Source organism: Nocardia sp. NPDC056541 (assembly GCF_042794235.1).
Classification (GTDB): domain Bacteria; phylum Actinomycetota; class Actinomycetes; order Mycobacteriales; family Mycobacteriaceae; genus Nocardia.
This window is the reverse complement of the sequence record NZ_JBHTUD010000003.1, coordinates 482,681-509,027: the sequence shown is the minus strand read 5'-3', so window position 1 is coordinate 509,027 and position 26,347 is coordinate 482,681. Positions and strand designations below refer to the sequence as shown.

Annotated in this window: 16 protein-coding genes; 10 read left to right on the top strand and 6 right to left on the bottom strand. The window is 67.6% G+C overall.

The window, feature by feature from the left end:
* Positions 1-25 precede the first annotated feature (25 nt).
* The 3 genes from ACFQ9R_RS07780 (at position 26) to ACFQ9R_RS07770 (ending at position 4,342) form a co-directional block, all read left to right on the top strand.
* Positions 26-1,441: an FAD-binding protein gene (locus tag ACFQ9R_RS07780; protein WP_378989554.1), complete on the top strand. Its 1,416-nt coding sequence runs from the start codon at positions 26-28 to the stop codon at positions 1,439-1,441.
* Complete coding sequence (locus tag ACFQ9R_RS07775) at positions 1,438-2,217, top strand: decaprenylphospho-beta-D-erythro-pentofuranosid-2-ulose 2-reductase (RefSeq protein WP_378989511.1); 780 nt, start codon at positions 1,438-1,440, stop codon at positions 2,215-2,217. The genes ACFQ9R_RS07780 and ACFQ9R_RS07775 overlap by 4 nt, the downstream gene beginning before the upstream one ends.
* Before the next feature lie 115 nt (positions 2,218-2,332).
* Positions 2,333-4,342 (top strand): arabinofuranosyltransferase, encoded by a 2,010-nt coding sequence (locus ACFQ9R_RS07770; protein WP_378989510.1) that lies wholly within the window; start codon positions 2,333-2,335, stop codon positions 4,340-4,342.
* Positions 4,343-4,397: 55 nt separating this feature from the next.
* Here the strand turns inward: ACFQ9R_RS07770 and ACFQ9R_RS07765 are convergent, their stop codons facing one another.
* Positions 4,398-5,027 (bottom strand): TIGR03086 family metal-binding protein, encoded by a 630-nt coding sequence (locus ACFQ9R_RS07765; protein WP_378989509.1) that lies wholly within the window; start codon positions 5,025-5,027, stop codon positions 4,398-4,400.
* Positions 5,028-5,110: 83 nt separating this feature from the next.
* On the opposite strand from ACFQ9R_RS07765, the gene ACFQ9R_RS07760 reads away from it, so the two are divergent.
* The 5 genes from ACFQ9R_RS07760 to ACFQ9R_RS07740 all read left to right on the top strand — a co-directional run bounded on the left by ACFQ9R_RS07760 (position 5,111) and on the right by ACFQ9R_RS07740 (position 11,331).
* Positions 5,111-6,073 (top strand): helix-turn-helix transcriptional regulator, encoded by a 963-nt coding sequence (locus ACFQ9R_RS07760; protein WP_378989508.1) that lies wholly within the window; start codon positions 5,111-5,113, stop codon positions 6,071-6,073.
* 176 nt (positions 6,074-6,249) lie between these two features.
* Positions 6,250-6,792, top strand: a complete 543-nt coding sequence (locus tag ACFQ9R_RS07755) for a hypothetical protein (RefSeq protein ID WP_378989507.1) — start codon at positions 6,250-6,252, stop codon at positions 6,790-6,792.
* Positions 6,793-7,007: 215 nt separating this feature from the next.
* A complete protein-coding gene (locus ACFQ9R_RS07750; protein ID WP_378989505.1) occupies positions 7,008-7,520 on the top strand; it encodes a hypothetical protein in 513 nt (170 codons plus the stop codon).
* A gap of 82 nt (positions 7,521-7,602) precedes the next feature.
* Entirely contained in the window at positions 7,603-11,007 is a 3,405-nt protein-coding gene (locus tag ACFQ9R_RS07745; RefSeq protein WP_378989504.1) for an arabinosyltransferase domain-containing protein, read from the top strand.
* Positions 11,008-11,169: 162 nt separating this feature from the next.
* Positions 11,170-11,331: a hypothetical protein gene (locus tag ACFQ9R_RS07740; protein WP_156677619.1), complete on the top strand. Its 162-nt coding sequence runs from the start codon at positions 11,170-11,172 to the stop codon at positions 11,329-11,331.
* 73 nt (positions 11,332-11,404) lie between these two features.
* Here ACFQ9R_RS07740 and ACFQ9R_RS07735 read toward each other — a convergent pair whose 3' ends face one another.
* Positions 11,405-14,737 carry an arabinosyltransferase domain-containing protein gene (locus ACFQ9R_RS07735; RefSeq protein WP_378989503.1) on the bottom strand — a complete coding sequence of 1,111 codons (3,333 nt, stop codon included), beginning with the start codon at positions 14,735-14,737 and terminating at the stop codon, positions 11,405-11,407.
* A gap of 78 nt (positions 14,738-14,815) precedes the next feature.
* On the opposite strand from ACFQ9R_RS07735, the gene ACFQ9R_RS07730 reads away from it, so the two are divergent.
* Both ACFQ9R_RS07730 and ACFQ9R_RS07725 read left to right on the top strand, forming a co-directional pair.
* A complete protein-coding gene (locus ACFQ9R_RS07730; RefSeq protein ID WP_378638030.1) occupies positions 14,816-15,313 on the top strand; it encodes a peptidylprolyl isomerase in 498 nt (165 codons plus the stop codon).
* 170 nt (positions 15,314-15,483) lie between these two features.
* Positions 15,484-16,017 carry a hypothetical protein gene (locus ACFQ9R_RS07725; RefSeq protein WP_378989501.1) on the top strand — a complete coding sequence of 178 codons (534 nt, stop codon included), beginning with the start codon at positions 15,484-15,486 and terminating at the stop codon, positions 16,015-16,017.
* Between the two features lie 214 nt (positions 16,018-16,231).
* On the opposite strand, the gene ACFQ9R_RS07720 is transcribed toward ACFQ9R_RS07725, so the two are convergent.
* The 4 genes from ACFQ9R_RS07720 to ACFQ9R_RS07705 form a co-directional block, all read right to left on the bottom strand.
* A complete protein-coding gene (locus tag ACFQ9R_RS07720; RefSeq protein WP_378638019.1) occupies positions 16,232-17,776 on the bottom strand; it encodes an acyl-CoA carboxylase subunit beta in 1,545 nt (514 codons plus the stop codon).
* 4 nt (positions 17,777-17,780) lie between these two features.
* Complete coding sequence (gene pks13 / locus ACFQ9R_RS07715) at positions 17,781-23,003, bottom strand: polyketide synthase Pks13 (RefSeq protein ID WP_378989500.1); 5,223 nt, start codon at positions 23,001-23,003, stop codon at positions 17,781-17,783.
* Positions 23,004-23,102: 99 nt separating this feature from the next.
* The gene (fadD32, locus tag ACFQ9R_RS07710; protein ID WP_378989499.1) at positions 23,103-25,013 is read right to left on the bottom strand and encodes a long-chain-fatty-acid--AMP ligase FadD32; all 1,911 of its coding nucleotides are present in this window, start codon (positions 25,011-25,013) and stop codon (positions 23,103-23,105) included.
* 181 nt (positions 25,014-25,194) lie between these two features.
* A complete protein-coding gene (locus ACFQ9R_RS07705; RefSeq protein WP_378638012.1) occupies positions 25,195-26,214 on the bottom strand; it encodes an LLM class F420-dependent oxidoreductase in 1,020 nt (339 codons plus the stop codon).
* Positions 26,215-26,347 lie beyond the last annotated feature (133 nt).

The window sequence follows — 26,347 nt, the reverse complement described above, 5'->3', positions numbered from 1 at the left end:
AGCCTCTTAGCCGATGTCTGAGAACATTTCGACCACCAACGATGAGGCGTTCGCGCTCCCTACGCGCACCCGCAAGCTCACCGGTTGGGGTCGCACCGCACCCACCTCCGCCGAAGTGCTCTCGACCAGCGATCCGGAACTGATCGCCAAGGCCGTGAGCATGGTGGCGCAGGACAACGACTCGAAGCCGGCGCATTTGCGACGCGGCGTGATCGCGCGTGGCCTCGGCCGCTCCTACGGCGACAACTCGCAAAACGCGGGCGGCCTCGTGATCGACATGCCCGCGCTGAACAAGATCCACAGCATCGACGCGGCCACCCGCCTCGTCGACGTGGACGGCGGCGTCGACCTCGACCAGCTGATGAAGGCAGCGCTGCCGTTCGGCCTATGGGTTCCGGTCCTACCCGGTACCCGCCAGGTCACCGTCGGCGGCGCCATCGGCTCCGATATCCACGGCAAGAACCACCACAGCGCCGGTAGCTTCGGCAACCACGTGCGTTCGATGGATCTGCTCACCGCCGACGGTGTCGTCCGCACGATCACCGCCGCGTCCGATCCGGAGCTGTTCTGGGCGACCATCGGCGGCTGCGGCCTGACCGGCATCATCCTGCGGGCCACCGTCGAGATGACCCCCACCGAGACGGCGTACTTCATCGCCGACGGCGACGTGACCAGCACCCTCGACGAGACCATCGCCTTCCACAGCGACGGCTCCGAGGACAAGTACGAATACAGCTCGGCCTGGTTCGACGCCATCAGCCCGCTGCCCAACCTGGGACGCGCGGCCATCTCACGCGGCAACCTGGCCAAGGTCGACCAGCTGCCGAAGAAGCTGCAGAAAGACCCGCTGCGCTTCAACGGCAAGACCTTCTTCACGCTGCCCGATGTGTTCCCCAACGGGCTGGCCAACAAGTACACCTTCGGGCCGATCGGTGAGATCTGGTACCGCAAGTCGGGCACCTACCGGGGCAAGGCGCAGAGCCTGACCGCCTTCTATCACCCGCTCGACATGATGGGCGAATGGAACCGCGGCTACGGCTCCAACGGCTTCCTGCAGTACCAGTTCGTGGTTCCGCCGGAGTCGGTCGAAGAGTTCAAGCGCATCATCATCGACATCCAGAGCTCGGGTTTCTACTCGTTCCTCAATGTGTTCAAGCTGTTCGGCGAGGGCAACCAGGCGCCGCTGAGCTTCCCGATGGCCGGCTGGAACATTTGCGTCGACTTCCCGATCTCGCGTGGGCTCAACGAGTTCGTCACCGAGCTCGACCGGCGCGTGCTCGAGTTCGGCGGGCGGCTCTACACCGCGAAGGATTCGCGCACCTCGGCCGAGACCTTCCACAAGATGTACCCGCGGATCGACGAGTGGATCAAGGTCCGCCGCAGCGTCGACCCGAATGGCGTGTTCATGTCCGATATGGCCAGGAGGCTGGAGCTCCAGTGATCAACGCAGTTGGCAACCCGCAGACCATCCTGCTCTTCGGCGGCACCTCCGAGATCGGTCTCGCGATCGTGGCCGAGTACCTGGCCAAGAGCCCGGCCCGGGTCATCCTGGCGAACCTGCCCGGCGACCCGCTGCTCGAGAACGCCGTCACCCAGGTGAAGGCCGCGGGCGCGACCCAGGTCGACGTCGTCGACTTCGACGCGCTCGACACCGAGTCGCACCCCAAGGTCGTCGACTCCGCGTTCGCCGCGGGCGACGTCGATGTCGCGATCGTGGCGTTCGGTGTGCTCGGCGATGCCGAGGAGCTGTGGCAGAACCAGCGCAAGGCGGTCATGACCGTCGGTATCAACTACACCGCCGGTGTGTCGGTGGGCGTGCTGGTGGGCGACAAGTTCAAGGCCCAGGGCCACGGCCGGATCATCGTGATGTCCTCGGTGGCCGGTGAGCGCGTTCGCCGCTCCAACTTCGTCTACGGCTCCACCAAGGCCGGCCTCGACGGTTTCTACCTCGGCCTCGGCGAGGCGCTGCGTCCCTTCGGGCCGCGCGTCACCGTGATCCGGCCGATGCAGGTGCGCACCTCGGCGACCAAGGCCCACTGGGAAGCCACCGGCGCCAAGGAAGCTCCGCTCACCGTCGACCCGGAAGACGTCGCCAAGCTCGCCGTCACCGCGTCGGAGAAGGGCACCGAGATCGTCTGGGCGCCGGGCGAGGCCCGCTTCCTGATGTCGGCCCTGCGCCACGTGCCGCGCCCGATCTTCCGCAAGCTCCCGATCTGATCGACTGCGTTCAGGACTGCCGCATCATCCCCGGATGGTGCGGCAGTTCTGCTTTTCGGCTCCACTAGGCTGGCCCGGACCGTTGAGCACAGTGGAGCCGGAGGATTGCGCGCCGATGACGACCAATGACGAGGTGCGGGCGGGGCGCAAGATCTGGAGCGGGGTCGGCGAGGGGGCTGCCGCCGCGGGTGTAGCGCTGGTGGTCGCCGTGGTGGGGCTGTTCGCGTTCTCCGCGGTGCAGTGGCCCGCGTTCAACTCCTCCAATGTGACTCGTGCGCTGACCACGGTGGGACAGGTCGTCGCGGTCGCGCTGCTGGTGGTCTCGGTGCTGCTGATCCGGCTGCGCAAGTGGCCGGTGGTGGCGAAACTGCTGTCCTGGGTAGGAATCTCGAGCTTTGTCACGGTCACGCTGGGGATGCCGCTGGCCGCGACGAAGCTGTACCTGTTCGGTGTCTCGGTGGATCAGGAATTCCGGACCGAGTACCTGACCCGGCTCACCGACAGTGCCGCGCTGCGCGATATGACGTATGTGGATCTGCCGCCGTTCTATCCGGCCGGGTGGTTCTGGATCGGCGGGCGCGTGGGCAACGTGCTCGGAATGGACGGCTGGGAAGTGTTCAAGCCGTACGCGATCGGGCTGCTCGCCATCGCCGCCGCGGTGGCGCTGGTGTTGTGGATGCAGTTGGTGCGGGCCGACATGGCGGTGGGCGCGGCCGCCGCGGTCACGGCGATGACGTTGGCGTACGCCTCGCCCGAGGCTTATGGCGCGGTGCTCGTGGTGTTCGTTCCGCCGGTGCTGGTGCTGGCGTGGGGTGCGCTGCATCGGCGGTCCGGTGGGTGGGGCGCGGTGCTCGGTACGGGGCTGTTCCTCGGGGTGGCGGCGTGTTTCTACACGTTGTACCTGGCGATCGCGGCGTTCACCGTGGTGATCATGGCGGTGGTGGCGGCCGGGTTCGCGGTCTACGCACAGCGGGCAGCCGGGCGGCGGGCAAGCCGGCTGGGCGGCGCGCGAGCGGGCGCGGCCGCTGACGCCGGTACCCCCGGCGTTTCCCCGGCCACGGGCGGAACTGTCCCGCTGAGCGCTCCGCCCGCCTGGCGCGCCGCGATCGCGCCGATGACCAGGCTGGCGGCAATCGGCGGCATCGCCATCGTGCTCGCCCTTGTCGTGTGGACGCCGTATCTGCTGAAGATGGCGTCCGGTGCGAAACTTCCCTCCGGCAGCGCTTTCCACTATCTGCCGGAGTCCGGCGCACAGCTGGCGTTCCCGATGCTGGAGTTCTCCCTGCGGGGAGCCCTGTGCATGATCGGCGTGCTGTGGCTCGTAGTTCGCGCCGGATCATCGAGGCGCGCACAGGCACTGGGCCTCGGCGTCGTATCGATCTACCTGTGGACCCTGCTCTCGATGATGGCGACCGCGGCAGGTACGACCCTGCTGTCCTTCCGGCTGGAGCCGGTCCTGCTCGCGTTGCTCGCCGCCGCGGGCGTTTTCGGCTTCGTCGAAGGCGCGACCGCCCTCTACCAGGCGGTGAACGAGCCCGCCCCGATGCGCACCGCGGCTGCCGCGATCGCCGTCCTCGGCGCCATCGCCTTCGCCCAGACGATCCCCACCGTGCTGACCCACGAGATCGACACCGCTTACACCGACACCGACGGCAACGGCGAACGAGCCGACCAGCGCAAACCCTCCGCCGTCTCGCACTACCGCGAGATCGATGCGGCCATCCTGGCGCAAACCGGCCGTCCCCGAGACGAATCCGTCGTCCTCACCGCGGACACCACCTTCCTGGCCTTCTACCCCTACTGGGGCTTCCAGGCCCTCACCTCCCACTACGCGAACCCCCTGTCGGACTTCAAGGCGCGCGCCGCCACCATCGCCGACTGGAGCAAGCTCCCCGACTCCCCGGCCCTCGTCGAAGCCCTCGCGAAGTCCCCGTGGCGCGCCCCCGACGCCTTCCTCTTCCGCAACGACGGCGACAACTACACCCTGCGCCTGGCCGAAGACGTCTACCCCAACGACCCGAACGTCAAGCGCTACACAGTCTCTTTCCCCAAGTCTCTCTTCACCGACCCCGCCTTCACCGCCACCGAAATCGGCCCCTTCACCCTGATCACCGTGCGCCGCTGATACTCGACGACCACTGTGGCGAGGCCATGTCCTCGACCGGTGGCCGAACCCCGGCTCACACAGCGGCGCGGCCGAGGTAGTGCAGGAGTTCGGCGGTGGGCGTGGTAGCCGCTGTTTCGACAACGGCGGCGTAGGCGCCCCACTGGCGCAGGGGTTCGATGATTTCGGCGTCGGTGCCTGAACCGGGGGCCGGGTGGATGGTGCGGGCGGCGGTCAGAAGATGGGCGGAGAGGTCGTCGGTGAGGGGCGACGGCTGACCGGTGGCGATCGCGATGTCCCAGGCGTGGACCGCGGCGTCGAGAGCGGCGAGGGTGGCCGCGACGGGGGTCGGGAGGTCGCCGTGCGGGAGAGGCGTGGGGACAGTGGTGGTTTCGTCGGCGACCGTGGCCCACGCCGCGGCGGTCTGGTCGACGGCTTCGCGGACCAGGGCGGCGGCGGAACCGTCGATCTCACCGGAGGGATCGAAGGGGTTGTAGGACGGGCCGGGGCCGACTCCCAGGGCAGCGGCGTAGGCGAGTTGGTCGCCCGCGGCGTGCTGGATGACCTGGGTGACGGTCCAGTCCGAGCAGGGGGTGGGCAGGTTCCACTGGTCGTCGGCGATCCCGGCCACGACGTCGCCGAGGGCCCGGTAGGAGGTGGCGACCACGTCGCGCCAGACGGTTTCGAGGGCTGCGGTGCTGTTCATGATGGTGCCTTTCGTTTCGGTGATGACTCCAGCCTAGAAACCTATTAGGCTTGTTTCTTTCCTAATTTTCGACGAGGTGGAAAATGGCTGCGACAACCCCGCGCGTCCTGCGTCTGCTCGCCCTGCTGCAGGACCGCGCCTACACCGGGCGCGAGCTCGCCGACCGCCTCGAGATCACCGAACGCACCGTGCGCAACGACATTTCACGGCTGCGCGAACTCGGCTATCCCGTCCACGCCGAACGGGGCGCGATCGGCGGCTACCGCCTCGGCCGCGGCGCGACCATGCCGCCGCTGCTCCTCGACGACGAGGAAGCGGTGGCGGTCGCGCTGTCCATCGCCGTGGCCCACGACGGCTCGCTCGCCGTCTCCGACATCGGCGACCAGCTCACCAGAGCACTCCGCAAGATCGAACAGATCCTCCCGAAACGCTTGCAGCGCAAGGTCTCCGCGTTGCGCGACGCCACCGAGATCGGCCCCGCCACCACCGGTTCCCGCGAACCGGACGCACCGGTCGCCGCGGGTATCCTCACCACCCTCGCCGACGCGGTCCGCCGCACCACCACTGTCACCGTCGAAACCTCCGACGGTGCAACGGAACTCGAGCCCTACCGGCTGATCAACTGGCAACGTCGCTGGTACCTGGTCGCCTACAGCATGCGCACCCACGACTGGACGGCACTGCCTGCCGCCGGGATCACCCGGGCCGAGGCGGGCACCCGCGTGTTCGCCCCGCGCTCCCTCCCACACGACGACCTGGTCGCCTTCGTCATGCGTCACATCGCCTCCACCGGCTGGCGCGTCCACGCCCGCGTCACCGTCCTCGAATCCGCGGAGACCGTGATCGCGAGGATCAACCCGGCGGTCGGCGTGGTCGAGCCGATCGACGAGCACAGTTGCGTGCTGCTCACCGGCGCCGACGCGATGGAGACGATCGCGATCTACCTCAGCATGTTGATGATGGATTTCCGCGTCGACGGCCCGCCCGAGCTGGTCGCGCACCTGCGCACCCTGGCCCGCCGCTACACCGAATCGGTCGCCGGGTAGCCGCCGCAGATCGTGCCCCTTCCGTGCCGGAAGCAGGTGTTCATCCCGCTCGACGGCACTACACTGACTGGTGCGGCACGGTCGTCGCCGGCGGATTCGAACTCTCCCGGCGGCTGGCGTAGAAACCAGATCCTGCACGTCACGGGTCCCGGCGACCCGCTATCGGAGGAGGACGTATGTCCGATCCGTTGCACACGAGGGTGTGCCTCACCGGCTTGAACTGTTCCTGCCCGAGCATCAGCGTTTTCCTCGTGCCGGAACCGCTGGTTCTCGGCGGTCAGATGATGCACCTGCTCGAACAGGCGCCCCTCGCCGGGCGAATACCGCAACCCACCCCGGACGCCGAGCTGATCGACCTGATCCAGGCCGTGCGCACGCCGCTGGACACCCGAGGGCTCGCGCGCGCACAGCAAGTCGCGTTCTCCGGTCCGCGCCACGATCCGCCGGTCGCGCGCGAGGTGCTGCACGACCATCTCATCGAGGAACCCGCCCCATGGGGGCTGGATGTGGACGATCCCGCGGAACTGACCCGGCTGGCGATGCTGCCCGAGTGGCGCATCGGAGTGCGCCGCATCGATGATTTCCAGGCGCATTCGGTCCGCCAGGCGATGGAGGCCGTCTACCGGTATTTCGCGATCGACCAGCGCATTCCCCTGGTCTATCACGGCTTCGCCGACCCGCGCGAAGGCTGGTTCGCGCTGCGCGCATCGGCGGCGTGAGCTGATCCCCGCGGTGTGACGGCGTCGACCCTGTGTCTATCGACACCCGATAGCTACTGGTGTGCGGAAGCTCGATAGACCACAATATGTCCGGTCAGTGTCAACAAACCGCGCGGTCGGTGTCGCGGGGCGAGTACGCTGCGAAATGTTGGAAGTTCGGCCGACCGAAATCAGGTTTTGGTAGCGCTGATCGGTACGGATGCAGAGGTATAGCTATGACGCTCAACCGACCGGAGCGGATCGATCTTTTGTTGTCACGGCCGCAACGTATCGGCCGTGAACCGGAACCGCGCGAGCAGCTCGACTCGCTCGCCGCGATCGAGCGGGTCGTCATCGACGCCACCATCGCCATGCTCGCACCCGGCCAGAAATTCGCCCTGTTGTGGTCACTGCAGGTCGGCGAGCAAACCGTCGCCGGCGTGCAGATCAAAGAGCGCGACGGAACGGTCACCAACCTGATGCCGCCCACCGAGGTGCTCGAATACCTCACCGATCACAAGCGCATGTCCTACGACCCGAACATCGGGGCCTGGCTCAGCGCCGAGATCTTCATCGCCGGTCCCACCCGGTACAAGACCAACTACTCCACCGGCTCGGTCGCCGACTGGATGCCCGAGGTCACCGCCGACGACCTGCGCGCCGAATTCGCCGCCTTCCCGCGCCCCGACGCCGAGATCCCCGACTGGGCCCGATCCCAGCTCGACTGGGCCGACCGCCGCACGGGTTGAGACGTACCTGCGCCGTCGCTGCGGCGGCCCGTTAGGAGCGGCGCCGACCCGCGCACAGGTTCGATGGCTAGCATCAGACCCCGTGCGACCGGACCGATCTGAACGAGCGTTCACCCGATACCGCCTGATCGCCCTCGTCTGTGGGCTGCTCGGGTTCGTGCTTGCCCTGCTCACACCGCTGTTACCGGTGCGCCAGGACCGCGCGAGCCTGGACTGGCCGCAAGCGGGCGCGACCAGCGTCGAGGCACCCCTGGTGTCGTATGTGCCGCAGCGGCTCGACGCCCAGCTGCCGTGCACGATGCTGAGCGGATTGCCGGGTCCCGGGGCGGAGAACCCCACCGCGACCACCCTGCTCACGACGATTCCGGTCGCCTCGGGCAAAGCCGACCGCGGACTGAGCGTCACCGTGCGTGACGGCGTGCTGGGGGTGCAGGCGCGCGATGTGCCGATGCTGTCGGCACCGATCGCCGAGATCGCCGGGTGTGAGCGGATCAGCATCGTCTCGACCATCGAGGCCACGACCGTGGAGTTCGTCGGGGCGGCACGCCAGGACGGGACGCCGTTCCGCAACACCGTCACCGTGGACAAGCGCCCGCAGATCGTCGGCGTCTACACCGACCTCGACTCGGCCGCTCTCACCGGCGCCCGGCTGCACGCCGATATCGACTCCCGCTTCACCTCGACGCCGACGACGCTGAAACTGGCGACCATGATCGGCGCCGGTGTGTTCACCCTGCTCGCGCTGATCGCGTTGCACCTGCTCGACACCACCGACGGCCGCCGCGCCCGCCGCTTCCTGCCCCGGCACTGGTGGCGGATCACCCCGGCCGACGTGGTGGTGGTCGTGACGCTGCTCAGCTGGCATGTGATCGGCGCGAACACCTCCGACGACGGCTACATCCTCAATATGGCGCGCGCGTCGGGCCCGTCGGGCTACATGGCGAACTACTACCGCTGGTTCGGGGTGCCGGAGGCGCCGTTCGGCTGGTCCTACGAACTGCTCGCCTGGATGACGAAGATCTCCGACGCCAGTCCCTGGATGCGCCTGCCCGCGCTCGCCGCCGGATTGGTCTGCTGGGCGGTGATCAGCCGAGAAGTGCTGCCCCGTCTCGGTGCTCGTGTGCGCCGCGACAAGGTGGCGCTGTGGACGGCGGGCCTGGTGTTCCTCGCCTTCTGGCTTCCGTACGACAACGGCCTTCGCCCCGAACCGCTGATCGCGGCGGGCGCGCTGCTCACCTGGTGCCTCATCGAACGCGCCATCGCCACCGCGCGACTGCTGCCTGCCGCCTTGGCGATCCTCGTCGCCGCGTTCTCGCTGGCGGCGGGCCCGACCGGCCTGATCTGCATCGCCGCCCTGATCGCCGGTACCCGGCCGGTCATGCAGGTCATCATCAAACGCGCGCAGGGTCTGCGCCCGCGTCGGATCGCCGCCGACAGCGAGTTCGACGCCGCCGACGACCAACCGTCGCCCGTCGCCCGCAGTACGGCGAAGACCAACGCCACCAGCCCGGCTCGCACGAACAACTCGGCAAGCCCGGACGAGGCGGATCGGCTCTCGCTGGGCGCCAAGATCTTCCGCTACGCCGCGCTGCTGGCCCCCGGCATCGCGGCGGGCACGCTGGTGCTCATCATCGTTTTCGCCGACCAGACGCTGGCCACCGTCATGGAGGCCACCCGAGTCCGCACCCTCGTCGGACCGAACGTCGCCTGGTTCGACGAACGCACCCGCTGGGACTCGCTGTTCATGCTGTCGCCCGACGGCTCGCTCGCCCGCCGGTTCGGCGTCCTGGTGCTGCTGCTGTGCCTGCTCGTCTGCATCCTGCAGGTGCTGCGCAAGGGCCGCATCCCCGGCACCTCGCGCGGCCCCTCGGTGCGCATCCTCGGCATCGTCTTCGCCGCGCTCCTGCTGATGATGTGGACGCCCACCAAGTGGACCCACCACTTCGGCGTCTACGCGGGCCTGGCGGGTTCGCTGGCGGCACTGGCGGCGGTTGCGGTGGGCACCAACGGAATCAAGGCTCCACGCAATCGAGCGCTGTTCACCGCGGCGGTATTGTTCCTGCTCGCGATGACTTTCACCGGCTCCAACGGCTGGTGGTATGTCTCCAGTTACGGCGTGCCGTTCTGGGACAAGGCGCCGATGGTGGCGGGCAAGGGCGTTTCGACGCTGTTCCTCGGTCTCAGCATCCTCGCGCTGCTGGTCGCCCTGTACTTCCACCTGCGCGCCCCGTACCGGACACCGAGCGACACCGGGCGTTTCGACCGCTTCGCGACCATGCCGCTCACCATCGCGGCGGCCCTGCTGGTGCTGTTCGAGGTGGCGTCGATGGCGAAGGGCGCCATCACCCAGTACCCCGCGTACTCCATCGCGAAGTCGAATCTCAATTCGCTGCAAGGCAATACGTGCGGCCTGGCCAATGACGTTCTGGTGGAATCGAATACGGCCGATTCCCTGCTCACCCCCTATACCGGCGCCCCCGCCGACGGACTGAACGCCGAATCCACCGGCTTCACCCCGGACGGCGTGGCCGACGACCTCACCGCCGATGCCGACGAGACCGTGGTCGGCGGCGCCAACTCGGTCGACACCGATTCCGCCAACAAGACCACCAAGACCACCGGCGCGGGCACCGGCGGCGGCACCAGCGCCGAACCCGGCATCAACGGCAGCACCGTCGCCCTGCCGTTCGGCCTCGACCCCGCCCGCACTCCGGTCCTCGGCTCCTTCCAGGACGGCGTGCAGCAGCAGGCGAAGCTGACCTCACAGTGGTATCGCGTCGACCTCGGCGACAGTGTGCGCGACGATCCCGCGTATCAGGCCCTCGTGGTCACCGCGGCCGGGCGGATCCGCTACGTCGACACCGACGGCGTCGTGCACTACGGCCAGGAGTTGCGTCTGGAATACGGCACCCGCGCCGCTGACGGTTCCGTCGAGGTGACGGGCTCGGTCGCGCCGATGGACATCGGCCCGGCCCCATCGTGGCGCAACCTGCGCGTGCCGATCGATCAGCTGCCCGCAGGCGTGAACGCGGTGCGCCTGGTCGCCGCCGACAACGACATCACCGGCAAGCAGTGGCTCGCGGTGACGCCGCCGCGGCTGCCGAAACTGGCCACCCTGGACTCGGTGGTCGGCCGGACCGCGCCGGTGCTGCTCGACTGGCACGTCGGCCTCGCGTTCCCCTGCCAGCGCCCGTTCGAGCATCACGACGGCGTCGCGGAGGCTCCGCAGTGGCGGATTCTGCCCGACCGGGTCGGTTCGGACGCGTCCAACGCCTGGCAGGACGACATCGGCGGCGGCCCGCTCGGGTGGACAAATCTGCTCCTGAAGGCCGAGACTGTGCCCACCTATCTCGACCACGATCTCGGCCGGGACTGGGGCTCGCTCGAGCGGTTCACGCCCTATCAGCCGGCACCGCCCGCGAAGATCGGGGTGACTGTGATCGATCAGACAGGACGAGCGAAAGAACCGGCAATTCGGGCGCAGTAGAACGGCGTAGAGACTATGGCAGCGCAAGGGCAGTGACCGGGCACTTGCCCATGTCACTTACGAAACCCTCAGTGTCCGTTAGGGTTTCGGTTTGATGAAACACCTGTAAATGACAGCGTAAAGGTCCTGTGCCTGCACGTTTGAGCACGTACCCTGGTGGGTATGACAGGAGCCTTCGATGACATGGATCTACGAGATCTCGTCGAGTTGCTCAGCAACGACGAGAAGCAAGAACTACGACCGGCCGTAATGCGGGTACTGGAAAGACTGCCTTCACAAGAGGTATTACGCCGCGACCTGAACCGTCGCATGCTCAACGTCTGACTCCTGTCCCCCCATCCAACCGAAAAGGCGCGGACCACATACGTGATCCGCGCCTTTTACTGTCCGGCCGAGGTCAGAACACCCGCAACGGTCCCGGGCTCCACAGCCCGTTGCGCGCCGCCGTGCCGGTCTCGAGCTGTGCGGGCGTGGCCTGCGCGTACTGGTCGTAGCGTTCCAGCGAGCCCCAGTCGCGGGCCCAGTCGTCCTTCAGGTAGGTCGGGATGGTGACCCGGGCCGCCAGCATCTGCGTCATGCCGAGCGGACCACCGAACTCCTGCGCCTGCCAGGTGTCGGTCGACGAGATCGCCAGCGGACGGTCCGGCAGGATCCGGTAGTTCGGCACCTCGGCCACGCCGTTCTTGTGCGCGAACGGACGCTGGCACGGGAACTGCAGGCCGACGGCCCAGTCCAGCAGTACCGGCTGGTCACGGCCGATGAACGTGTCCAGAGTCTGCAACTCGGGCACCCGCGGCGGGGTGAACGCCAGCCACTGGTCACCGATCAGGATCGGGTCGTTCACCATCACGCGCACCGCGTTCACCTCGGCCGGTAGGTCGGCCAGCGGCACGCGCAGGTTGCGCCACGACGGAGCGGGGCCGATATCGCGCGGCTGGTAGGCGCCGAGCGTGGTGACGCTGCCGTCGGGGTTACGGGTGCCGTATTCGACGAACAGCGCCTGACCGTACTTGTCGGAGCCGGAGTCGTCCTTGGAGGCGATGCGACCGGCCGCGCTGATCACGACCAGCGGCGAGTCGTCCGAGCGGGCGGGCAGGCCGTACCAGGCCGATTCCAGGTGGGCGGGCTGCTGCATGCCCTCCTGGTAGGAGCCGAGAATCGGGGTCTGCGCGGGGTCGAGGCCGAACGGCAGCGCCACGGTGGAACCGTTGACGCCGAGTGCGCCCTCACCACCGCCGGTGCCCGCGCTCTCGCCTTCGGCGAAGGCCGCGCCGACCGACTGGTTGCTGGTGTTGCCGGTGCCCGGCTTCACCTCGACCGCGTCGGCGGACAGGTCGCTCGGCACGCCGTTGGGTGTGAACCCGACCGAGCCGGTGCCCGCGAGGGGATCGTTGGGGTCGGTGAACGGACGGGCCGGGTCGACGATGGGGTCGAGCCTGCCGCCGTTCGGGTCGGATTCGACCAGCACGTCGTTGGCCAGGCCACACGAGTTGTCGCTCAGCGCGTCGATGTTGGAGCGGCCGAGCGAGTAGCCGGGGTACTGCTGCGTCGCGCCCTTGACCAGCGAGAGCACTTCGAACAGCACCATCAGGCCGACCACGACGGTCAGCGGAATAGCCGCGAACTTGCGGATCCTGTTGCCGCGCTTGGTTTTCACCGACGGCACCGGCTTCACATAGTCCTCGCGCAGCGCGTACCAGCCGACCAGGGCCAAGGCCACGCCGAACAGGACGAGCATCACCGTGTTCGAGTGGACGCCGCGCAGCGAGATGGTCTTGTCGAACCACGGCACGCCGTAGCTGGACACGTACCAGTAGCCGTTGATGCCCGAGAACGACAGCGCCAGCACGAACAGCAAACCGGCCAGGAAGATCGCCCGGTTCTTGCGGGAGCGCAGCGCGCTCTGCGACACCGCCACCGCCGTCACCGCCGCGAGCCCACCCGCGATGCCCGCGTAGGCGCCGAAGTGGTGGGTCCACTTGGTGGGGTTGAACATCATGAAGAAGATCGTGCCGAAGACGATCCCCATCAGCCGCCACGTCGGACCCGACGCGATCCCCGGCACCTGACGGCGGCGCAGCAGCACCAGCAGCGTCGTGAACAGGCACAGCAGCATCACCAGGAAGGCGAACCGGCGGGCCAGCGAGCCGTCGACGGTCTCGACGAACATGTAGTAGTAGCGCAGGTAGTCCTCGTACCAGGCCAGGTTCGGGCCGGTGGCCTGACGGACCCGGTTGGCTTCCTGGATGCCGGCGAAGGTCTGGTCGCCGTAGACCACGGTGAGCACGAGCACGCCCGCCGAGGCGATCGGAGCCAGCAGCGGCAGCGTGCCGAACTGGCGATGACGGCGCACGATGATCCGCACCAGTGGCCGGATACCGGCCAGCAGCGCGGCCACACACATCAAGCCGGTCGGCGCGGCGGCGAGGGTGAACGCCGCGATCAGCACCGCGATGCCCGCGGGCAGCAGGCGGCCGGTGGCGATGGCGCGTTCGATGGACACCCAGGTGAGCAGTGCGCCGAGGGCGACGATGGGCTCCGAGCGCAGGCCGTTGTCGAACGGCAGCCAGAACGCCAGGAACACCAGTCCGCCGGTCCACAGCGCCACCTGCGAGCGCTTCACGGCATTGCCGAGGCGCGGCACCACCTCGCGGCTGATCACCATCCAGCACAGGATCGCGCAGATCAGCGCGGGCACGCGCACCCACGGGCTGGCCGTGGAGATCTCCGCGAACACCTGGATGACGTAGTAGTACCAGCCGAACGGGGCCTCGGGGACGCCGTACCAGCGGAAGTAGTTGGCCGTATAGCCCGCGTCGGGGGCCACGCGCACCATCGACAGGATGTAGCCGTCGTCGGAGGTGTTGGCGCCGACGAAATGCCAGACCAGCAGCGTGCCGATCACCGCACCATCGGCCCAGGTCGGCTTCAGCCAGTTGCGCGGCAGGAAGCGGCGGTGCCCACGCCCGTCACTGCCGTCGAGGCGGCCCAGCGCGGCCAGCGCCAGCAGGGTGCACAGCACGGCCGCGATGATCGCGACCAGCTTGATCAGCGACGGGCTCGACGAGAAGCGGGTGTCGATCGTCGAGGTGAGCGAAAGACCCTGCGGCACCTCACCCTTCAGATCGGTGAACACGCCCACGATCTGCGGCCGCAGGTCACCGGCGAGTTGCCCTTGCACGGGCACCTGCACGGTTTCCACCGCACCGGGCTGACCGGCGATCGGCCGCTCGACCTGCTTGGTCAGTCCCACGAACTCCGCGGTCGTGCGGTCCTGATCGGACGTGATCAGGATCGCCGAGCACCCGTCCATCGCCGACCGGTCCGCCGACGCGACGACCGCATTGCGGTCCACCACATCGACCGCGGTATCGGAGACGCGCACGAACAGCGCCTCCAAGGCCGCCCGGTCGCCCTGCGGGGGGGCGGTCGCCAGCAGCATCCCGCCTTGCTCGGGCAGCGTCGACACGGCGCTACAGGGAATCGACACGTTCAGATCGATCGGCACCTGCGACATCAGCGGCGCCTGCACATTGCCGAGCGAACCGTTCTGCGGCCAGTTCAGTTGCGCGGTCGTCTGGGTGACCGGCAGAAACGGCGTAGCCACCGCGAACAGGGCGCCGAGAATCCCGGCGACCATCGCGATCCATCGCGCGGTCCGGAAGTCCTTCGCGGAGGCCACCGGTTCGGCAGGAGGCTTGGAGAGAACAGCTGTTGCGGCGTCTGGCACGGTTCGACATGCTATCTGTCCCTCGGTACTTGTGAGGGGTCGCACGCCTCAGCAGTGCACTTCCCTAGACTCGACTCCATGACCAAGGTGAATCTCGAAACCAATTACGGACCGATCGTGCTCGAGTTGGACGACCAGGCCGCGCCGAACACGGTCGCCAACTTCGTGAACTACGTGAACTCGGGCCATTACGCCGGCACCGTGTTCCACCGCGTCATCCCCGGTTTCATGGTGCAGGGCGGCGGCTTCGAACCCGGCCTGAAGCAGAAGCCGACGCAGGCGCCGATCCAGAACGAGGCCACCAACGGCCTGAAGAACGACAAGTACACCGTGGCGATGGCCCGCACCAACGACCCGCACTCGGCCACCGCCCAGTTCTTCATCAACATCTCCGACAACGCCTTCCTCAACCACACCGCCCCCCAGGGCCAGGGCTGGGGCTACGCCGTCTTCGGCAAGGTCACCGACGGCACCGAGGTAGTCGACAAGATCGCCGCCGTCACCACCGGCAGCGCGGGCCCCCACCAGGACGTCCCCGTCGACGACGTCATCATCGAATCCGCTTCTGTCGCCTAGTTCTTCGACGCAGCGTGCCGGGCCGCCACCGAATTCATCGGTGGCGGCCCGTTTTTCGATCGGCTCCCAGAATGCGATTACGGCCGTCGAGTCGTCGCCGATGCGCTCGTGAAGGTGTCGCGGGGCACGGGGTACGGTGTCTCGACTGATCAAAGTTCTTGGGGGAATACGTGAAAGACCTTCTTTACTCGGTGCTGGGCGTAGTGTTCGGCGCCTTCCTCGTCTTCGGCGGAATCGTCACACTCAACAGTGGTGCCGACTGCGACGGCAAGGCCATGTCGGCGGGCCAGACCTGCGTGACGACCAGTAAGGGCTCGTCGGTGGAGCGTGACGCCGGCGAGCAAGAAGCCCAGAACAAACGCACCGGGTGGATGCTGATCGGCGGCGGCGCCGTGATGAGCATCGGCTCCGCGTTCTGGCTGCGGAGCAATCTCCGGTCGCGCCGGGCCCGCCGCGCCGCTACCGCACCCCAGGGCTACCCGCCCGTCGGCGGGCCGCCGCCCGCCCCCAATGGGCTGCCACAGGCGCAGGGCCACTGGCCACAGGGCGCACCCGCTCCGTACGGCGCGCCGCAAGCCCAGGGCCAGTGGCAGCAGGGACCTCCCGGATACGGCGCACCCGCCTACGCGCCGCACCCTCAGAATCAATCGCAGGCACCGCAACCAGGCGCCGGGTACAACCCGCACCCGAACTACCGGCGGTAACGGGTCGCACGCGATCAGACTTGGTCCAGCGAGTTCTCCGACCGCTACATTCTCGATCGGGCGACCGGGTCATACCGGACCGGCGACACGTTCACAGGAGCGGTCGATGCCTCGGCTCCCTTTCCCGCGGATATCGACCTCGGGAAAATGTGATCCGGACTGCGCGGACGGGCCGCCTCGGAGGGTTTCCGGGGCGGCCCGTTCGAGGTTCTGGTTACAGCGGCAGGACGTGGTGCTTGCGCGGGTTGCGCTGGATCTTCTTGTCCTGGAGCAGCTTCAGGGCCCGGCGGAGTTCGAGGCGGGTGGTGGCTGGTTCGATGATGGCGTCGATGAAGCCTCGTTCGGCGGCCACCCAGGGGGTGGCTACGTTTTCGTTGTAGAAGTTGATCAGGTTCTGGCGGATGGCGGCGCGCTGGTCTTCGGGGGCGGCGGCGATCTGGGCGGCGCCCAGGAGGCTGACGGCGCCCTCGGCGCCCATCACGGCGATGCGGGCGGTGGGCCAGGCGAGGTTGATGTCGGCGCCGAGCTGCTTGGAGCCCATCACCGCGTAGCCGCCGCCGTAGGACTTGCGGACCACCAGGGTGATCTTGGGGACCGAGGCCTCGACATAGGAGAACAGGAAGCGGCCGCCGCGCTTGATGACGCCGACCTTCTCCTGTTCGACGCCGGGCAGGAAGCCGGGGGTGTCGACGACGAAGATCAGCGGGATCTCGAAAGCGTCGCACAGGCGGACGAAGTGCGAGGCCTTGTCGGAGGCGCGGGCGTCGAGGGCGCCTGCCGCGGCCATCGGCTGGTTGGCGACGACACCGACGGTGCGGCCGTCGATACGGGCGTAACCGGTGATGATGTTCTGGCCGGTGTCGGCGCTGATCTCCTTGAACTCGCCGTCGTCGAAGATGCGCAGCAGGATGTCGTACATGTCGTAGCCGGCATTGTCGGAATCCGGCATGAACGTGTTCAGCTCGCGGTCGGAATCGGTGATCTCCGGCTCCAGACCGGGGTTCACCACCGGCGGCAGTTCCTGGCAGCTGCTCGGCATGTAACCCAGGTACTCGCGCACCCAGGTGAAAGCCGCTTCCTCGTCCTTGGCGACGTGGTGGATGTTGCCGTACTGGGCCTGCGTGCGCGCACCGCCGAGCTCCTCGAGGCTCACGTCCTCGCCGGTGACCTCTTTGATGATCTTCGGGCCGGTGACGAACATGTGCGCCGACTCGGTCGCGACCACCACATCGGTGCAGATCGGCTCGTACACCGCGCCACCGGCGCAGTTACCGAGGATCACCGACACCAGCGGAACCATGCCGGACAGCGGCTCGAGATTGGTCGCCATCCAGGCGTACCAGGCCAGCGAGCTGATCGCTTCCTGCACGCGCGCGCCACCGGAATCGTTGATGCCGACCAGCGGGATGCCGACCTTCGACGCGTACTGCATCAGACCGCACAGCTTGCGACCGAACGCCTCACCGACCGAACCGCCGTACACGGTCTGATCATGGGAGAACACCGCCACCGGGCGACCCTCGACCTTGCCGTGGCCCACGACGACGCCGTCACCGTAGAGGGCGGTCGGGTCGCCGGGCTTGCGCACCAGCGCACCGATCTCGACGAAGGTGCCGGGATCGAGCAGCTGGTTGATCCGGTCGCGGGCACTGGGAATGCCCTTGTGCGCCCGCTTCGCGATGCCCTTCTCACCAGCGGGCTCTTTGGCGAGCTCGAGCCGCTCGTGTAGATCGGCAAGCTTTTCGGCGGTCGTGCTCACTTACTTATTCTCCCTTAGCGGAAATCGCGGCCAGTTTGGCGGCGAGGTCGGCACCGATCTGGCCGATCCGCGGTTCGTCGACAATCTGCAGGTGGTCGCCGGGGATGCGGACCACTTCGAGGTTCGGAATGTACTCGTCCCAACCACCGTTGGGCTTGCGGTCCGCGAAACGCGGCTCGAGCTGGATCATGCCGTCGTGGTAGCGATCAGCCAGGTAGAGCACGGCGTCACCGTCGTACCGAGTCGGCTTCGCCTTCGCGAGATGACGGCTCTCGATCCACGAGGTGCGCTGGTGTTCGAGCACACCACCGGGGATTTTCGCACCGGTCAGCTTCACCAGGCTGGCGACGATGTCGTATTGCTCTTCGTCGTTGGCCTGGGCAAGTTCCTGGAGTTGCTCGTCGGGCAATTCGCCCTCGACCCCATAGGTGGTCTTGGCGAACTGCTGGTAGCGCTGGATACGGCGCACCCGCTCCTCGGGGCTGTTGTCCTCGCCCTCGACCGGAAGAGCCAGGTCGATCAGACCGACAACGCGCACGTCGGCGCCTTCTTCGCGAAGGAGCTGAGCGACCTGCAGGGACAGCACCGCACCGAGCGACCAGCCGTACAGCACGTACGGGCCGTTGCCCTGCAGCTTGCGCAATTCGGGCAGGTACTGGCGAGCACGTGCTTCGATATCGCCTTCTACCCGCTCGAATCCGTACATCGGGGTGTCCGCGGCGAGGCGCTTCAGCAGCGGCTCGTACACGAGGGTGTTGCCACCCGACGGATGGAACACGAACACCGGCACGGCATCCGAGCCCTCGGCACGCGCCCGCAGCGGACGCACGAAGCCGTCGACGTCGGCGCCACTGTCCTGCAGATTGCGCACGATTTCGGCGAGCTGTTCGATCGACTCGCAATCGAGCACGTCATCGACGGTGACCTCGGCCTTGACCCGCTCGGTGAGGCGGGCCGCCATCTTCTCGGCGACGTCCTCCTCGAGGATCGGCAAGGTGTTGTAGACACCACCGGGCGAAGTGCCGGTGACAACCGCCCAGGTGGCGTAGGCCAGGCGCTCAGCCGCATCACGTGGCGGAACGTTGTCCTCGTCACCGGCGGCGGCATCGGCGAAGTAGTCGATGTCGGCAACCACCGGCTCGGCAGCAGTCTGCTCCGAAGCCGATTCACCCGCAGTCGCTACGTCGGCGGCAGCGACCGGAGCAGCGACATCGGCCGGCGCGGCATCCGAAACCGGTTCGGTAGCAGCAGCTTCCGACGACAGCTCGGCTTCGGCCTTCTTCGCCACCGCCAGCGGATCCTCACCCGCGGCGATCGCGGCCCGAGCCGCCTCGACGAAGTTGGCGTCGACACCCAGCTCGACATCCTCACCGGCGGCCTTGGCGGCAGCCTGCTTCTCCGCCATCGCCGCGACCTCGTCGCGATGCTCGATCGCGTAGCGCAGCACCTTCGACACCTCGTTGAGGCTGGCGTCGCGCACCGCGGAGATCTGCAGCTGCGGGATGTCGAATTCGTATTCGACGCGGTTCTTGATGCGCATGGCCATCAGCGAATCGAGGCCGAGCTCCATCAGCGGGATCTCCATCGGGAGGTCCTCGACGGCGTAACCCATGGATTCGGCGACGATGACGCACAACCGCTGCTCGATGGTCTCGCCGCTGTCGGCGCTCCAGCGGTCACCGGTGGCGATGGCGATCTCGGCGGCGGTGGGCTCTGGCGCGGCAGCCGGAATCGCTACGGCGGCAACCGGTTCGGGCAGCGCCGCACCGGAGGTGACGACCGCGTCGAACAGCAGGGTGAACCCGGTGCCGGACTTGGCGTGCACCTGGACCGACGCGCCACCGAGGTGCGGAGTCAACGTGGTGGTGAGCGTGCCCGCGGTGGGCAGGGCAGCGTGCGGATGGGACACCGAGACCGCGACATCGGAGAGAACCTGGGCGGCAGCGGCTTTCACCAGCGCGGCCAGGTTGCTCACCGAAGTGGCCTGAACCTCCCAGGCGTGACGGCCGTCCGGCATGGCCACGTGCGCGCCGGGCACGCGAGTGTTCCCGCCGCCCGAGGTCATCGAGACCTTGGGCCAGTACTCCTTGCGCACGAACGCGGTTCGCGGCACATCGGCGTAATCACCTTCGGGCAGCAGCGAACTCAGGTTCACGGCATGGCCGTGCACGTAGAGCTGGGCGAGCGCGCCGATCACACCGGCGGACTCGTCTTCCTTGCGCTTGAGCGTGGGAATGAGCTGCGCGTCGTGCACGCCCGCCGCGAACGTGGTGCCCAGAACCTGCATCAGCGCAACGGAATTGGGCGCCAGTTCGAGGAAGGTGGTGTGCCCGGAGTCGACGGCGGCCTTCACCGCGTTGGTGAACCACACGCTGTGGCGCAGGTTCTTCACCCAGTAGGGCTCGTCGTGGATCGGATCGGAACCGGGCTTGAAGTACAGCCCCTCGTGCACGGTGGAGTACAGACCGGTCTTCAGCGAGGTCGGCTCGATGCCCGCCAGTTCCGCGGCGAGTTCGCCGAGCAGCGGGTCCATCTGGGAGGTGTGGCCCGCGCCGCGGGTCGGCAGGATGCGGGCGAACTTGCCCATCGCCTCGACCTCGGCGACGATCTGCTCCACCTGCTCACGCGGACCGCCGATGACGGTGTTGGTCGGCGCGGCGTACACCGCGCACTCCACGTCGGGGTACTTCGGCAGCAGCAGCGCCACGTCGTGGGCGCTGAGTTCGACCAGTGCCATATTGCGCACTTCGTCGTCGGTGAGCATCTGCTCGCCCTCGCCCATCAGGCGCGAGCGGGCGCAGATCACGCGCACCGCGTCTTCGATCGTCAGGCCACCGGCGATGTAGGAGCCGGCCACCTCACCCATCGAATGACCGACCACCGCAGCCGGTTCCGCGCCGTGCGCGCGCAACAACGCGGCGAGGCCGAGCTGGATGGTGAAGATGCCGACCTGGCAGGTGCCGACGTCGTAGTCCTGCTCGTCGTCGAGGAACATCTCGCGGATCGAGTAACCCGCTTCGTCCTGCACGAGCTCGTCGACCTCGTCGACGGTCTTGCGGAAGATCGCGTTCTCGCCGTAGAGCTGCTTGGCCATCTTGCGATGCTGGGAACCGAAACCGGAGAACACCCAGATCGGACCGTTGGACGCGGGCGAATCGGCGGTGAACACACCGGCGCCCGGCTTGCCCTCGGCGATGGCGCGCAGGCCCGCGACGGCCTCTTCGCGGGTCTTGGCCACCACTACGCCACGCGAACGCTGGTGGCTGCGCTTGGCCAGCGAGCGGGCGACATCGGTCAGCGCGACATCGGCGCCCGCGCCTTCCAGCCAGTCGGCCAGCTCGGCGGCGGCCCGCTTACGACGCGACGGCAGGTAGGCGGAAACGGCAAGGACCACGGGCAGCGGCTCGTCGCGCTCGCCGTCCCACTCGACGAACGGCGGCACCGGCTCGACCGCGGCCTCGGTGATCGCGACGGCCTCGGCGACCACGTCGGTGGTCTCCTCGCCCTCGATCTCCTCGGCGGCGACCTGCTCAGAGGTGACGTCCTCGACGACCGGGGCCGTGGGCACGTACTCCTGGAGCACCATGTGCGCGTTGGTGCCACCGAAACCGAAGCCGGAGATGCCGACGGTCGCGACGCCGCTGTAGCGCGGGTACTCGGTGGCCTCGTCGACGACCTTGAGGTTGGCCTGCTCGAACGGGATGTAGGGGCTCGGGCCCGCGTAGTTGATGTTCGGCGGAATCACGTTGTGCTGGAACGACATCAGCACCTTCGCGAGAGCCGGCACGCCCGCGCCCGACTCGAGGTGGCCGAAGTTGGTCTTGGCCGAACCGAGCAGGGCGGGCTTGTCCGCGTCACGGCCGCGACCGATCACCCGGGCCAGCGCCTCGGCTTCGATCGGGTCGCCGATCGGCGTGCCGGTGCCGTGCGCCTCGATGTAGTCGACGGTGTTGGGGACGATGCCCGCATCGCGGTAGGCGGCGCGCAGAACATCGGCCTGCGCGTCGGGGTTGGGCGCGAACAGCCCGTTGGAGCGGCCGTCGGAATTCACCGCGGAACCCTTGATGACGCCCAGGATGTTGTCGCCGTCCCGCTCGGCGTCGGCCAGGCGCTTGAGCACGACCATGCCCGCGCCCTCGGAGCGAACCATGCCGTCGGCGTCGGAGGAGAACGCCTTGATGTGCCCGTCCTTGGCGACGGCGCCGTTCTGGTCGAAACCGAGGGTGATGACCGGGGCCAGGATCATGTTCACGCCACCGGCGAGCGCCACCTCGGCCTCACCGCTGCGCAGCGCGCGCACGGCCTGGTGCACCGCCACGATGGTCGACGAGCAGGCGGTGTCGACGGTGACCGAAGGGCCACGGAAGTCGTAGAAGTAGGAGACACGGTTGGCGATGATGCCGGTCGAGCCGCCGAGCAGCGCGTATCCGCGCGATGAGGCGGGCGCATCGGGATCGGTGTCGCCGAGACCGAGCGAGGCGATCATCTGGAAATCGTTGGTGGACGAGCCGACGAACACGCCGACCTGACCGCCTTTGAGGTCGCTGGCCGGGATGCGCGCGTGCTCGAGCGCCTCCCAGGTGAGCTCCATCATCAACCGCTGCTGCGGGTCGACCTGCTCGACCTCGATCGGCGACATCGCGAAGAACTCGGCGTCGAAGCCCTTGATGACGTCCTGGTCCAGGTAGCCGCCGAGGGTGTTGGCCTGATCGATGGACTTGGCCACCGACGGGTCGGTCAGGAACTCCGACCAGCGACCCTCGGGCAGCTCACGGATCGCGTCACCGCGACCGATGATGAACTCCCAGGTCGACTCGGGCGTGGTGCCCGCACCCGGCAGACGCGTGGACAGACCGACCACCGCGACGTCGTGCCCCTCGGAAGGCGCGAACGCGGCCGTGTACTCCGAGGAATCCTCGGGCTCAGGCTCCGGCTCACCGTTGACGATGATCTCGGCCAGCGACGCGATCGTCGGATGCTGGTAGATCACCGTCGGGGCGAGAGCGACCCCGGTGTGGTCCTCGATGTCACCACCGAGGGCGAGAGCATCGCGCGAAGCGAGCCCGAACTCCTCCATCGGCCGGTCGACGGTGATCGCGTCGACAGACTGCCCGGTCGCGTCGGCGACCCAGCGGCGCAGCCATTCGCGCAGCTCGGCTACCGAGAGATCGTTCGTCTCGGCAGGGACGTCAGGGTTCGGGGTGGGCGTGCCCTCGTTGTTAGCCATCAATTCCTCAAGCTACCTGTCTGCGTACAGGGCGCGCCGTGGAATGACGCCCGGCCTGCATCGCACACCGGACGTCACCTCCTTTTCGGACGTGCCGAATTACTCTTCCGGTGCATCGGGGAAAGCCTGCTGGGTGTAACCACCGCGCAGCGTTCCCTCGAGGTAGGCGGCCTTGCAGGCGCGCCGGGCGATCTTGCCGCTGGAGGTCCGCGGGATGGAACCCGCGGGGACCAGCAGGATGTCACGAGCGGTCACACCATGACGCATCGAGACCGCGGCACGCACCGCGTCGGCGATCGGGCCGGGATCGGCCTTACCGGCGCCGGGGCCACGTTCGGCCACGACCACCAGCTGCTCGGACGCGTCGTCGACGTCGAACTTCAGGCCGGAATGGCTGTCGGCGGCGAAGACCTCGGCGGGCAGCTGGTTGGCAGGCACCGCGAAGGCCGCGACGAAACCGGGACGCAGCGCCTTGGAGGCCTCCTGTGCGGAGTACTCCAGGTCCTGCGGGTAGTGGTTGCGACCGTCGACGATCACCAGGTCCTTCACGCGACCGGTGATGTAGAGCTCACCCTCGAAGTACACGCCGAAGTCGCCGGTGCGCATCCAGTCGGCATCGGGATCGGTGCCGTCGGTGTGCCCACCTTCGATGGGCTCGGTGACCTTGTTGCGGAACGCCTTGGTGGACTCGGCGGGGCGACCCCAGTAACCGATGCCCATGTTGTTGCCGTGCAGCCAGATCTCGCCGACCTGACCGTCGGGCAGCTCGCGACCCTGCGCGGTGTCCGCCGATTCGGGATCGATGATCGCGGCCCACTGCGACAGCCCGACGTAACCACACGACACCTGCGCGATGGCGGTCTCGTCGGACTGGTCGACGCGCACCATGCGGCCCGCGTTGAGCTCGTTGCGGTCGACATAGACGTACTTGGCCTCGTCCTCGGCGCGAGTGGCCGAGACGAACAACGTGGCCTCGGCCATGCCGTAGCAGGGCTTGATCGCGGTCTTGGGCAGACCGTACGGCGCGAACGCCTCGTTGAACTTCTTCATCGAGGAGACCGTCACCGGCTCGGACCCGTTGATCAGGCCGATCACGTTCGACAGGTCCAGCGACTCGCCCGCCTTGGGCACACCACGCGCGGCGGCGTGCTCGAACGCGAAGTTCGGCGCGGCCGCGAACGTGCCCGCACCGTCGGAGACGGCGGCCAGCTCGTTGATCCAGCGCGAGGGGCGACGCACGAACGCACTCGGCGACATGATGGTGATGAACTTGCCGCCGACCGCGGGCAGGATCACCGTGAGCAGGCCCATGTCGTGGAACAGCGGGAGCCAGGTGACGCCGCGCGAGTTCTCGTTCATGTTCAGCGAGTTGATCATCTGCAGCAGGTTGGTGCCGACCGCGCGGTGGGTGATCTCCACACCGGCGGGCACCCGGGTGGAACCCGAGGTGTACTGCAGGTAGGCGATGTCGTCGATCGCGGTGTCGGGGCGCACCCAGGAGTCACCGAGGGTGTCCGGGATCGCGTCGACGGCGATGATGCGCGGGCGCTGCGCGGCGGGCAGCGAGCGGAAGAACTGGCGCACACCGGCGGCCGAGGAGGTCGCGGTGAGGATCGCCGAGGGCTCACAGTCACCGAGGACGGCGTGCAGGCGGTCGGTGTGACCCGGCTCGTCGGGATCGAACAGCGGCACCGAGATGGTGCCGGCGTAGATCGCCGCGAAGAAGGAGATCACGTAATCCAGGCCTTGCGGCGCGAGGATCGCGACCCGGTCGCCCGGGTTGGTCACCTGTTGCAGGCGAGCGGCCACCGCGCGCAGCCGTACTCCGAACTCCTGCCAGGTCAGCTCGTGCACCTCGCCGTCGCGTTCCCGCGAATAGTCGATGTAGCGGTACGCGAGCGTATTCGCATCGTTACGGGTGTGCTTCTCGACGTGATCGACCAGGGTCCGACCCTCGGGAATGTTGATATTCCCGGTTGCGTCCAGGTAGTCGTCGAAAGTCTCTTCCATTCCTTCTTCTCCTTGCGAGGACGCGATGACAAGCTCTGCGGCCTCGACTCGCTATATCGCCACCGGCCGTCGAACTCACACGAACGTGCGTCGACAACCTGCGGATTTTCGAGCGGTCTGCGCGGTGACCGCTATCGGCTAGATGTTCTCAAACCAGAGTCATGTTACAGAGAGCCCCCGCTCAGTCCTCCCGCAGCAGCGGAATGACAGGCGCGAATGCGTCCATCTGGGTGGGGAAGATGCCCACATACGACATCGAAGTGAGTTGGCGCACACGCTTGACCTGTTCGGCGATTTCCTCGAACGTGCCGATCGCGATGTAGGGCGAGCTCAGGATTTCCTCGACGGTCAGTTCGACGTCGACTTCGAGGTCGGGATGCAGGCCGCGTTCGATCGCGCGCAGCGCCATCTCGGCGGTCTTCTCCCGGTCGTCGGTGATGACGATGGCGGTGATGGCCCAGTTCAGTTCGATATCGGCGAACCGGTCACCGGCAGCGGCCTTGACGATGTTGACCTTCTCGATCGTCTTCTCGAGGGTAATGCCCGAGAGCAGGCCCTTGCCGTTCTTGGTGGTCTGCGGGACGACCGAGACGATATCGGCGTGCTTGGCCGCCAGCGCCAGCATCTTCGGACCGCCGCCACCGGTACACAGCGGCGGGCGCGGGCCCTGCCGAGGTCGCGGCGTGCCCTTGATGCCGCGCACCTGGTAGTGCTTGCCCTCGAAATTGCACTCCTGGCCGCGCAGCAGCGTGTCCAGGATGGTCAGCGACTCGTCGAGCTTCTCCAGCCGGATGCCGGGACGCTCGAACGCGATGCCCGCGTTGTCGAACTCTTCCTTGATCCAGCCCGCGCCGACGCCGACCTCGAGGCGCCCCTTGGACAGGACGTCGAGGGTGGCCAGCTCCTTGGCGACCACGACCGGATGACGTAAACCATTGGCCAGCACCGAGGTGCCGAGGCGGATCTTGGAGGTGGCCTGCGTGAGTGCGCCCAGCGCGGCGATCGGGCCGATCTGATCGCCCAGGTGATCAGGAACGAAGAAGGTGTCGTAACCCATCTCTTCGGCTTCCTGCGCCGTCTGAACGAACTTGCGCGCGCCACCTTCCTGCTTGTTGCCCTCTCCGGCCGCTCCGAAGCGGAACGGACGCAGCGGCGTACCCAGCGCGGTCAACTCACCGACGGGTGCGGCAGCTTCGGTCATGAACTCTTCGCTCCTGGCTGGTGTGTACTCGGGCGCAATTCCCAGCGCACTTTACAGCGTGTGAGCGATCCGGCGTGCGGATGTCACAGCGAGGCATGATCCATGGCAATCACGCCCCCACTGTGACTGTGAC